Annotated in this window: 8 protein-coding genes and 1 pseudogene; 1 reads left to right on the top strand and 8 read right to left on the bottom strand. The window is 67.0% G+C overall.

Annotated features, from left to right (window positions below; genetic code table 11):
- Positions 1-330 precede the first annotated feature (330 nt).
- Positions 331-2,979, top strand: coding sequence for a hybrid sensor histidine kinase/response regulator (locus tag U9J41_RS24485; RefSeq protein ID WP_322404758.1), 2,649 nt, complete (start codon positions 331-333; stop codon positions 2,977-2,979).
- 148 nt (positions 2,980-3,127) lie between these two features.
- On the opposite strand, the gene rlmD is transcribed toward U9J41_RS24485, so the two are convergent.
- The 8 genes and pseudogenes from rlmD to U9J41_RS24445 all read right to left on the bottom strand — a co-directional run.
- The gene (rlmD, locus tag U9J41_RS24480) at positions 3,128-4,528 is read right to left on the bottom strand and encodes a 23S rRNA (uracil(1939)-C(5))-methyltransferase RlmD (RefSeq protein ID WP_322404756.1); all 1,401 of its coding nucleotides are present in this window, start codon (positions 4,526-4,528) and stop codon (positions 3,128-3,130) included.
- A 192-nt stretch (positions 4,529-4,720) separates the two neighbouring features.
- A complete protein-coding gene (rpoS, locus tag U9J41_RS24475; RefSeq protein WP_322404754.1) occupies positions 4,721-5,731 on the bottom strand; it encodes an RNA polymerase sigma factor RpoS in 1,011 nt (336 codons plus the stop codon).
- A 9-nt stretch (positions 5,732-5,740) separates the two neighbouring features.
- Positions 5,741-6,637, bottom strand: a complete 897-nt coding sequence (locus U9J41_RS24470) for a peptidoglycan DD-metalloendopeptidase family protein (protein ID WP_322404752.1) — start codon at positions 6,635-6,637, stop codon at positions 5,741-5,743.
- 33 nt (positions 6,638-6,670) lie between these two features.
- Positions 6,671-7,522, bottom strand: a complete 852-nt coding sequence (locus U9J41_RS24465) for a protein-L-isoaspartate(D-aspartate) O-methyltransferase (RefSeq protein WP_322404751.1) — start codon at positions 7,520-7,522, stop codon at positions 6,671-6,673.
- A complete protein-coding gene (gene surE / locus U9J41_RS24460) occupies positions 7,519-8,256 on the bottom strand; it encodes a 5'/3'-nucleotidase SurE (RefSeq protein ID WP_322404750.1) in 738 nt (245 codons plus the stop codon). Before surE ends, U9J41_RS24465 begins: the two co-directional genes overlap by 4 nt.
- A gap of 80 nt (positions 8,257-8,336) precedes the next feature.
- Positions 8,337-9,848, bottom strand: a complete 1,512-nt coding sequence (locus U9J41_RS24455; protein ID WP_322404748.1) for a hypothetical protein — start codon at positions 9,846-9,848, stop codon at positions 8,337-8,339.
- An 8-nt stretch (positions 9,849-9,856) separates the two neighbouring features.
- Positions 9,857-10,465, bottom strand: a complete 609-nt coding sequence (locus tag U9J41_RS24450) for a toll/interleukin-1 receptor domain-containing protein (RefSeq protein ID WP_322404747.1) — start codon at positions 10,463-10,465, stop codon at positions 9,857-9,859.
- Between the two features lie 212 nt (positions 10,466-10,677).
- Positions 10,678-10,953 (bottom strand): annotated as a pseudogene (locus U9J41_RS24445) (IS4 family transposase); the annotation flags it as partial.

Genomic DNA, 10,953 nt, shown 5'->3' with positions numbered 1-10,953 from the left:
CAACATCCGGTGGGGGGGGGCCGACTTTTTTTATGGGAGGGGTTGTGTTTACACCGGGGGGGGGGGCGGGGGGGCCCCCCCCGACGTCCATCAGAATACGTATTGACGTCCCGTGCGCCGCGCGCGCGCGACCTTCGCTATAGTCTTGCCATTGAACTCAATCCAACCGGCATAAGTACGAATTTGCCGCCCCGAATGGTCCCGTGGAGACATTTTGTTCTCCAGATACCAACGGACCTTCTTGCGCGGAAAATGTATTTTTTTTCATAGCTGTTACAGCTTATGCATTTGCGCATAGAATGACCGCTTTCGGACTCGGAAGCGATCAGCATGGAAGCAGCGACGCGCGACTTTCATCTCCTCGACAGTACCGGTGCGGTCCGCGCCGGTTACCACGTCCATGACTGGTCAGGCTCGCCGCTCGGCCCGCCGGACGGATGGAGTCCCGCATTGCGCAATGCGGCCAGCCTGATCCTCGAATCCGAATTCCCGATGTACCTCGCCTGGGGCCCCCACCTGGCGCTGCTGTACAACGCCGCCTTCATTCCCCTCCTCGACAGCACCCACCCGGCCGTGCTCGGCCACCCGCTGGCACAGGTCTGGCCCGACCGCTGGCCCGGCCTGAAGCCGCTCGTCGAACGCGCACTCGCCGGCCACGCCACGTATGGCGAGGACGTGCCCAGCCCCGTCGACCGCGACGGCAAGCCGTACAACGCGTGGTTCACGCTCGCGTACTCGCCGCTGCGCGACGACAGCGGCATCGTGCGCGGCGTGCTGTGCGTGACGAGCGAAACGACCCAGCGCGTGCAGCTCGAACGGCGCCATGCCGTGCAGCTGCAGGTGGTGGACAGCCTGCGCCGCATGCACCACCCGTCCGATATCATCGAATGCTCGTGCAGCCTGCTCGGCAATCACCTGGAACTGGAGCGCGCCTGCTACGTCGAAACGGACGAAGCCGACGGCAGCTTCGAAGTGATGCACGACTGGGCCCGCGACACGAGCGCCCCGCTCATCGGACGGCGCGCCCGCCTCGACGATTTCGGCCCGCAGGCGCTGGCCCTGCTGCGCACCGGCTCGCCGCTGGCCGTGCGCGACGCCATCGCCGACCCGCGCCTGCCCGCGCGCGGCGAGCACTACGCGGCGGCCGGCGCGCGCGCGATCCTCGTCGTGCCCAAGGTCAGGCGCGGCCGGCTCGTGGCGGCCCTGGTCGGCTATTCCGCCCTGCCGCGCGACTGGGACGAGGAAACGCAGCGCCTCGCCGCCGACATCGCCGAGCGCAGCTGGGAAGCGCTGGACCGCGTGCGCGCCGAGCAGGCCCTGCGCGATGCCGTGGCGCGCCAGACCACGCTGCTCGACATGAACGAATTCCGGCTCGAAGTGTCGGACCTGCTGCGCCGCCTGAACGACCCGTCCCAGATCTTCGTGCAGACCGGCGCCATGCTGGGCCGCTTCCTGCAGGCCAGCCGCGTGCTGTACGGTGACTACGACGCCGACAAGCAGCTCGTGACCTTCCATTCGAACTACACGGACGGCATCGTCGCCGAACTGAACGGCACCTTTCCCGCCGCCCTGTTCGGCACGTCCAACTTCGGCTCGCTGGCCCAGGGCACGTGGGTCTCGAGCGACCTGCAGCGCGATCCGCGCACGAGCGGTCCCGAGGTCTGGCCGAACTACGCCGCGCTGCAGATCCGCTCGAGCGTCATCGTGCCGCTGAACCGCAACGGCGCGCTGACGTCCTGCCTGTTCATCAACGACAACCTGCCGCGCGTGTGGAGCGCCGACATCGTGCGCCTGATCGAGGACGTCGCCGAGCGCGCCTGGAGCGCCGTCGAACGCGTGCGCGCCGAAGACGCCCTGCGCCTGGCCGACCGCCGCAAGGACGAATTCCTGGCGATGCTGGCGCACGAGCTGCGCAATCCGCTGGCCCCGATCTCGGCCGCCGCCCAGTTGCTGAACATGGGGCCGCCGGACGCGGGACGCGTGGAGCGCACCAGCGCCATCATCGCGCGCCAGGTGGCGCACATGACGGGCCTGATCGACGACCTGCTGGACGTCTCGCGCGTCACGCGCGGCCTCGTGGTGCTCGGCCGCGACGAGGTCGACCTGCGCCGCGTGATCGGCGACGCCGTCGAACAGGTGCGCCCGCTGATCGAGGCCCGCCGCCACCAGCTGACGCTGCACCTGGCGCCGGAACCGGCCATCGTCGAGGGCGACCCCAAGCGCCTCGTGCAGGTCGTCGCCAACCTGCTGAACAACGCCGCCAAGTACACGCACGAAGGCGGCGAGCTGTCGGTCTGGATGGGCATCACGCCCGAGCAGGTGCTCGTGAGCGTGTCCGACAACGGCATCGGCATCTCGGCCGAACTGCTGCCGACCGTGTTCGACTTGTTCTCGCAGGCCGAGCGCACGCCGGACCGCTCGCAGGGCGGCCTGGGCCTCGGTCTCGCCCTCGTGAAAAGTCTCGTGGAGCTGCACGGCGGGATGGTGACGGCGGCCAGCAAGGGCCGCAACCTGGGCAGCGAATTCACTATCCGGCTGCCGCGCCTGCACGACGCGGCGACGCCGTGCGGCGACACGTCCACGTGCGGCGCGCACTCACCCGGCACGGCCAGGGGCCTGTCGCTGATGCTCGTGGACGACAACGTCGACGCCGCCATGACCCTGGGCCTGCTGCTGGAATCCGGCGGCCACCGCGTGACGGTGATGCACCACCCGGGCGAGGCGCTGGAGCGGGCCGCGCAGGCACGCTACGACGCCTTCCTGCTCGACATCGGCCTGCCCGGCATGAACGGCTACGAACTGGCCCGCCGCCTGCGCCAGCTGCCCGCGTGTGCGGAGGCGACGCTCGTCGCGATCACGGGGTATGGCCAGCAGTCGGACCAGGCGAGCGCGGCATATGCCGGGTTCGACAGCTACTTCGTCAAGCCGGTGGACCCCGAAGGATTGTTCGCGCTGCTCGACCGGGTGACTGCGCGGTAGGGTGGGCACCCTGTGCCCACGCGCGGCGTTCGCGTCCACGCGGCGTTCGCGTCTGCGCGGCGTGTGCGTCTGCGCGGCGTTCGCGTGGGCGGGGGCAGCCCACCCTACTGCTCGACCGGTCGTGCCACACCGTGCCCCACGCCACGCGTCAGGTGCCGTTCGACGTTTGCGGCGCCGGCGGGGCGTTGAATTCGCGCGGCTGGAACTCGTCGAGGCGCTCGAATACGGCGATCGATTCCACGTGCGACGTGTGCGGGAACATGTTCGCCACGCCGGCCTTCTTGAGCACATAACCGGCGCGGTGCGTGAGGATGCCGGCGTCGCGCGCCAGCGTCGACGGGCTGCACGACACGTACACGATCCGCTGCGGCATGAGGTCGGGATGGGTCAGGCGCAGTTCCGCCAGCGCGACGGCCAGCGCGACGGCGCCGTCGCGCGGCGGGTCGACCAGCATGCGGTCGAATTTGCCGAGCGCGACCAGGTCGTCCTTCGTCACCTCGAACAGGTTGCGCGTGTAGAACGTCGTCTTGTCGGCCAGGCCGTTGGCGCGGGCGTTTTCCAGCGCGCGCGTCGTCAGCGCCGTGCTGCCTTCGATGCCGACGACCTCGCGCGCCTGCGTGGCCAGCGGCAGGGTGAAGTTGCCCAGGCCGCAGAACAGGTCGGCGACGCGGTCGTCCTTCTGCACGTCGAGCAAGGTCAATGCCTTGTGCACGAGCAGGCGGTTGATCTGGTGGTTGACCTGGGTGAAATCGGTCGGCTTGAACGGCATCCTGATGCCGAATTCCGGCAGCGTGTAATACAACTCTTTACCGGGCGGGTAGTACGGCGCCGCGGTGTCGGGGCCTTTCGGCTGCAGCCACCACTGGATGTTCCACTGGTCCGCGAACGCTTTCACGAGCGTCTCGTCGGCGGGCGAGAGTGGCGCCATGATGCGCAGCACGAGCACGGTGGTCTCTTCGCCGACGGCGACCTCGATCTGCGGCACCTGCTGGTAGATCGACAGTGCGCCGACCAGCTCGCGCAGCGGCACGAGCATCGCGGACAGGTTGTCCGGCAGGATCTCGCAGCTCGTCATGTCGGCCACGTACGACGAATGACGCTCGTGGAAGCCGACCAGCACCGTGTTCTTCTTGGCCACGTGGCGGACCGACAGGCGGGCGCGGTAGCGGTAGTCCCAGGTGGGGCCGTACATCGGCCGCATGATGTTCTCGGCCTTCGTCTTCCCGATGTGCCACAGGTTGTCTTCGAGGACGCGCTGCTTCATCGCGACCTGGGCCGACGGCTCCAGGTGCTGCATCGAGCAGCCGCCGCAGTGCCAGAAATGCGGGCACTTGGGCTCCACGCGCATCGACGACGCTTTCTGCAGCGTGACCATGCGGCCCGATTCCCAGTTCTTCTTCTTGCGCAGGGTCTCGAAGCTGACGCGCTCGCCGGGCAGCGCGCCCTCGACGAAGATCACCTTGCCCGGCGAGCCGTCCTCGTTCTCCAGGTGGCCGACGCCGCGCGCGTCCATGTCGAGGGATTTGATGTTGATGAAGGTTTCTTGCATGGTTGAAGACGATGGGAACTAGGACAGGTAGCAAGCACGTCGTCCCCGCGGAGGCGGAGACCCAGGTTCGGCGCGCAGCCGAAACATGCGTCAGTATTGGTCAACGAATTAGGTTCCCGCCCGCGCGGGTACGACGGTGTGCATGCGTGACGTACACCAAGTAAAAACTGGCCCATTCCGGCCAGCCGGGCATCATAGCAAGGAATCGCGGACGACGCCACGGGCGGCCATCGCCCGTTTCAGTTTGACGAGGGCTTCCTGCTGGATCTGGCGCACGCGCTCGCGCGTCACGCCCATCTCCTCGGCCAGCGTTTCCAGCGTGGCCGGGTCGTCGTTGTCGAGGCCGAAGCGGCGCATGACGACGATGCGCTGCTTGTCCGGCAGCTTCTGCAGCCAGTCGCGCACGAGCACCGTCATCTCGTGCTGCTCCGCGTGGGCGTCCGGGCTGACGTCGCCCTCGTCCGGCAGCATGTCCATCAGGCTGCTCTGCGGATCGTTGTCGAGCGGCGCGTCGAGCGACGTGGCGTGTTCGGACAGCGCGAGGATGTCCTGCACTTCTTCCACCGGCCGGCCGACGAGGCTGGCGATGTCTTCCGCGCTCGCTTCCTTGCCGTCGTGGTGCTGGGCTTCCAGGTGGTATTTGGCGCGCAGCACCTGGTTCAGCTCGCGCACCATGTGCACGGGCAGGCGCACGGTGCGGGCCTGGTTCATGATCGCGCGCTCGATGCTCTGGCGGATCCACCACGTCGCGTATGTCGAAAAGCGGAAGCCGCGCTCCGGTTCGAACTTGTCGATCGCGCGCATCAGCCCGATATTGCCTTCCTCGATGAGGTCGAGCAGCACGACGCCGCGGTTGATGTAATGCTTGGCGATAGAGACGACGAGCCGCAGGTTATGCTCGATCATCTTCTGGCGCGCGTTGAAGTCGCCGGCCTTGGCCAGCGTGGCGTACTGCACTTCCTGCTCGGCGCTGAGCAAAGGCTTGGCGCCGATCCGGTTCAGGTAGTGCTGGGTGGTGTCCGTCGAGAGCTCGGCCTGCAGCACGCTCTTGAGCTCGTCGACGGTGTCGACCGCCGCCACGGCCGCTTCCGGCAGCAGCTCAGCACGGTCGGCGCCATCCGCCCCGAACTCGCCGTCGTCCAGCGGCTCATCCGGATTATCGTCCGGTGCGTCGTGGTCCAGCGGATCGGTCGGCTGCGTCATCGGCTCTCTCTAGCGACTGGGCAGGAACTTGGCCGGGTCGACCGGCTTGCCCTGCTGGCGTATCTCGAAATGCAGTTTGACCGCGTCGGCATCGGAATCGCCCATTTCCGCGATCGGCTGGCCCTTGGTCACGTTCTGACCTTCCTTGACCAGGATGGTGCGGTTATGCGCGTAGGCCGACAGCAGGCTGTTGCTGTGCTTAACAATCACGAGATTACCATATCCGCGAATGCCGCTGCCCGCATACATCACCTTCCCGGAACCGGCCGCCATCACCTGCTGGCCCATCTTGCCGGCGATGTCGATGCCCTTGTTCTTGCCTTCGTCGAAGGTGGCGATGATCTTGCCGTCGGACGGCCACATCCAGCTCAGTTTCTCGTCGTCGCTGGCGGTGACGGTGCTGCCCGCCGTGACGCCGGCCGAGATCACCTTTTCCGCCTTCGGATTCTCTTCCTTGGCCAGGTTCGACTCGCTGTACGGCTTCTTGGCGCCGTTCGGCTCCGTCTTCCTGGGCACCGGGGCAGGCTTTTCCGCGCCCGGCATGGCGATGGGCGACGTCACGACGGCACCGGCGCCGCGTTCTGGCTGCGCCACCTTCAGTACCTGGCCGACCTTGATGTCGTCCGGATCGGCGAGGTTGTTCCAGGCGACGAGGTCACGGTAATTCTGGCCGTGGTCGAGGGCGATGCGCAGCAGGGTGTCGCCGCGGTGCACCGTATAGGTGCCGCGCGCGTCCGGTTTAGTCTCTTCGGCGGCCGGCGTCGGCGCCGGTTGCGGGCGCGGACGGAAGCTCGAAGCGGTCGGGGTCGGACGGTCGATCACGGGGGCTACGCGGGTCTCGGTGCTGCAGGCGGACAGGAGGCCGAGACTGAGGGTCAACAGGGCTAAGCGGGGTGTGGGTTTCATTCTCTCTTTAATTCTTTTACAACATTCTGGCATTCAAGCGATGCCTGGCCTCAGCGGCACGAAATGGCAGGCTTCCAGCGTTTCACTGGTCCATTCCGCCTTGCCGGTACGAGTAATGCGCTGCAGGTGCTGGACCTGAGCACCGACGGGCGCCACCAGTCGGGCGCCGATGGCCAGCTGTTCGAGCAGTGCGCGCGGCACCTCGAGACCGGCCGCCGCCAGGATGATGCCGTCGAACGGGGCCACCTGCGGGAGCCCTAGCATACCATCTCCGTACTGCAAGCGCAGATTGGCGATACGCAACGGGCGCAGATTGGCCTTCGCCAGCTCGTGCAACGGCTTGATGCGCTCGATGGAATACACCTCCTGCGCCACGAACGACAGCACCGCGGCCTGGTAGCCGCAGCCCGTGCCGATCTCGAGCACGCGGCGCAGCGGGCCGCTTCCCTTCAGCAGCTCGATCATGCGGGCCACGATATAGGGCTGCGAAATCGTCTGGTTATGGCCGATCGGCAGCGAGATGTCGACGTACGCCTGCGCCAGCATGCCAGGTTCGACGAACATATGGCGCGGCACGATTTCCAGCGCGGCCAGCACCTGCGCATCCTTGACGCCCTGGCGCGCGGTCCTGGCCGCCATCGCCCGGCGCGGCGCTTCCGTGGCGGCCAGGTCGGACCGCACCACCGTCTGCTGCGGCTGCACCGTGGCCGGCTTGGCCGTGCCCGCCACGCCGGGCGCGGCGCCGGTGCGGTGCTGGTTGTTTTCGCGCGCGTTCTGGGTCGCCGTCTGCGGCGTGGCGACCGGCGCCGGCGCAGCGGGCTTTCGCGTGCTCCCGCCCGTCACGGACGAGAGCGGCAGAGGAAACTGGCTGCGCTTTTCGCTCATCCGAGCCCTCGCCGCAGCAAGTCGAGCTGGTCGCGGTGCGTGAGGTCGACCTGGAGCGGGGTCACCGACACGCAACCCTGGCTCGTCGCGTAAAAGTCCGTGCCCTCGCCCGCGTCGCGGCAGGCGCCGGGCGCCCCGATCCAGAAGATCTCGCGCCCGCGCGGATCGTGGCCGCGGACGACGGGCTCGGACTGGTGGCGCCGGCCCAGGCGGGTGGGCGTGAGCGGTCCCATCTGGTCGTACGGCACGTTCGGGATATTTACGTTCAGCAGGAACGGCGACTCGATCAGCTCGAAACGGCGCAGCACGATGTCGCGCGCCACCCGCGCGGCCGATTCCACCTCGGCCCAACCGCCGTGGACCTGGGAAAACGCGATGGCCGGGATGCCAAACAGATACGCTTCCGTCGCCGCCGCCACCGTACCGGAGTACAAGGTGTCGTCGCCCATGTTCTGGCCATTGTTGATGCCGGAAACGACCAGGTCGGGGCGTGTGTCCAGCATCCCCGTCAATGCGATGTGCACGCAGTCGGTCGGGGTGCCGTTGACAAAATAGAAACCATTGGCAGCCTTAGCCACCGACAGCGGGCGGTCCAGCGACAACGAGTTGGACGCGCCCGAGCGATTGCTGTCGGGCGCGACCACCACGATGTCGGCGACCTGTGCCAACGCATCGGCCAGGGCGTTGATGCCGGGAGCGAGATAGCCGTCGTCGTTACTGATAAGGATACGCATGCACCGATTTTACCTGAAGCAACGGCAAGATCGACCTATCGGACGGCACATTTATTGGCCCCCGGAGCGGCGCCCGCGCGTCAGCCCGGCACGAGCGGCCGCCCTCCCGCCGCCTGGATCAGGGCGCCTTCGAGCGACGACACCTCGTCCAGCGTAAACGACAGCAACGCGTCCTTGTCGCCTTCCTGCAGGTAGACCTGCTTGATCATCGCGGCCCCGCGCCGTCGTAGCGGATGCGCCACACTCGGCCGCAGGATCGTCGAGCGCAGGCTGTCCGCCAGCGCGCGCGCCTCGTGGGGGCTACGGCTGTCGATCAATTCCTGCAGGCGCGACAGCTTGTCGTCCAGCGCGTCCGGCGGCGGTTCGCCGGGGCGCCGCGACGCCGCATGGCCGCGCTTGCCCTCCTCCATCGCGTGCAGGCCCTGCTCGAGCGCGATCACATGCTGCTCAATGCGGCGCGCCGCTTCCAGTTCGCTTTGTTGCCCCAAATACAATTGGGCGAGGCGGGCCAGTTCGCGCACGAGCGCGGGCGCCTGCGGATCGGCCGCGCGTTCGCCCAGCGCCTCCACGGCCTGCACGAGCCGCACCTCGGGCAGCGGACGCCACGGAAAATGGCCGGGCGCCAGCCATTCGAGCAGGGTGTCGATGGCGCGTTGCGGCCCGCACCGGTCGCGCTCGCCCGCATGGATGCGGCCGCCGGCCGGCGGCAAGCCGACGATGGTGGCGTGCGGCAGTTGCACTTCGTCGAGGTAGCTGTCGAGCGCAACGCTGGACAGGCCATAGCACTCGGCCAGCATCCGCTCCAGCCTGGCCTGGTAACCGGGCTGGCCGCGCTGGGCGTCGCCGAAGCGCCAGCGCAGCCGCGCATCCGCTGCGCCGTCGACGGGGCAAGGCAGCGGATAGACGAGCAGCGGGCGCTGCTCGTCCTCGTGGCTGCAGCGGTAGTCGAGGGCGCGCGCGACGACGCCCTGCAGGCCGTCCAGGCTGCGCGCGTCGGGCGTGAACAGGCCGACGATCTTGTCCGGCAACAGCGCCGTGCAGACGCTGGCCGCCGCCGAGCGTCCGCCGCGGCAATCGATCAGGACATGGGCGAAGCGCCGCGCCACGTGGGCCGCGAACGTGCGGAACAGGGCCGGGCAGGCGCAGAACAGCGCGTCCCAGTCGAGGCGGTCGACGCGCTCGCCGTAGCTGTCGTCGAAGCGGCCGGCGCGCATCAGGTACAGCGGGCGGCTGTCGTCGACGCGCACGATGTAGTCGTCCCAGTCGAGCGTGTCGAGCACGCGCCCGGCCAGGGCGTCGGCATCGTCGCTCGATGTGTTGCCGTGCAATTGTTCGCCGCAAGCTTCAAACAGTTCGAGCAGACCGCCGCCGCCCTGGCCCTCGTCCGTGCAGGGAAAATAATGGTGGAGGCCTGGCGCTTCCAGGTCCCAGTCGATCATCAGCACCGGTGTCTTCGCATGCGCGCGCCCGGCGAGCAGCCACGCGGCATGGGCCAGCGCGAGGCTGCGCACGGGTGCGCTGTCGTAGGAGTAGAACGTCGTCACCTCGCCGGCCTGCCCGGCCGGTACTGCGGTGATGCGGTTGGTTTCCATAAGGCTCCTCATTTTTTGGGGAAGGTTGGATCGGGTAACTCACGCCATGCGGGTGGGACAGCGGGAAGTACGAATTGGTTGCAGTCATGTGCCGGAGGCGTGGTCTTTTTCTGGTACTGGTAATGGGTCACGATGCGCCGGACCATCTTGTCGATGTCCGGCAGGAAATCGGGATTCGATTTGAGATCGGCCGTCGCCATCGTGAAGCGCGAGAAATCGACGTAGAACGTGGATTCGCTGATCTGCGGCGGCAGCCGGTCGGGGTGCTGGGTCATGATGACGGGAATGATCAGCTGGCTCGGCAGCGTGTACCACATACTGCGCTCGGCCTCGATCAGGCGCATCGCGGCGTACTCGCGGCGCGTGTAGGCGTGGGCCTCGTATTTGGGCGTGTAGATCAGCACCATGCACGCGCTTTCGCACAGCGCGCGGGCGATCTTGCGGTCGAGGTCGTCGCCACCGCCCAGTTGTTCGGTGTCGACGAACAGTTCGTCTTCGTTGTCGAAATACGGTTCGAGGTAACAGCGCAGCGCATCGGCCAGCGTGGCCTTGAAGCGCTGCATCAGCTCATGCCGCCCATGGGCATAGCTGAAAAAGCAGCCATAACGAATCGCCATTGCTCCCCCTTGTAGGTCTGCCACCGGCCGGCCTACGAGACTCTAAACAAGCCACCCATCCTGCATGTTGTGGGAGCACAAGCGGAGGGCGCGCGGGCGCGCAGCGTCTCGCGGGGCGAGCCAAAAGGTAGCGTGTAACGACACGGAGGGGTCAGGACACGGAGGGGTCAGAGCCCGGTGTTGCTTTAAAAAGGGCTCTGACCCTAATGCCGTTAAGTTAAGGTTCTTCGAAGGCGGCGCTCGGGATAACGCTGGGGCTTGGCTTTAGTGACCCGGTCGAACTTTCGGCCGGGTCGGTAGACATTCAGTTCGAGTAGCATCCTTTCACGCATACGTTTCAAGACGCCAGGTATGTTTCCTTGGGCCTGCAAGGCCGCGACATGCTGCATCTCGAATTGAAATGCTGACAAGGCGAACACAAAGCTGATATCACTAGGGGCGCACTTGGCTTGTTCAGCGGTGCGCGCCATTTCCAGGCGTACCAGGTT

The sequence above is a fragment of the Massilia luteola genome, assembly GCF_034420155.1.
In the GTDB taxonomy this organism is placed as follows: domain Bacteria; phylum Pseudomonadota; class Gammaproteobacteria; order Burkholderiales; family Burkholderiaceae_D; genus Telluria; species Telluria luteola.
This window is presented reverse-complemented; position numbering and strand designations above follow the sequence as displayed.

What these genes read in the sequence shown, in the direction of transcription:
- U9J41_RS24485 (WP_322404758.1), top strand. Translation starts at nt 331, where the DNA reads ATGGAAGCAGCGACGCGCGACTTTCATCTCCTCGACAGTACCGGTGCG.
- rlmD (WP_322404756.1), bottom strand. Translation starts at nt 4,528, where the DNA reads ATGCAAGAAACCTTCATCAACATCAAATCCCTCGACATGGACGCGCGC.
- rpoS (WP_322404754.1), bottom strand. Translation starts at nt 5,731, where the DNA reads ATGACGCAGCCGACCGATCCGCTGGACCACGACGCACCGGACGATAAT.
- U9J41_RS24470 (WP_322404752.1), bottom strand. Translation starts at nt 6,637, where the DNA reads ATGAAACCCACACCCCGCTTAGCCCTGTTGACCCTCAGTCTCGGCCTC.
- U9J41_RS24465 (WP_322404751.1), bottom strand. Translation starts at nt 7,522, where the DNA reads ATGAGCGAAAAGCGCAGCCAGTTTCCTCTGCCGCTCTCGTCCGTGACG.
- surE (WP_322404750.1), bottom strand. Translation starts at nt 8,256, where the DNA reads ATGCGTATCCTTATCAGTAACGACGACGGCTATCTCGCTCCCGGCATC.
- U9J41_RS24455 (WP_322404748.1), bottom strand. Translation starts at nt 9,848, where the DNA reads ATGGAAACCAACCGCATCACCGCAGTACCGGCCGGGCAGGCCGGCGAG.
- U9J41_RS24450 (WP_322404747.1), bottom strand. Translation starts at nt 10,465, where the DNA reads ATGGCGATTCGTTATGGCTGCTTTTTCAGCTATGCCCATGGGCGGCAT.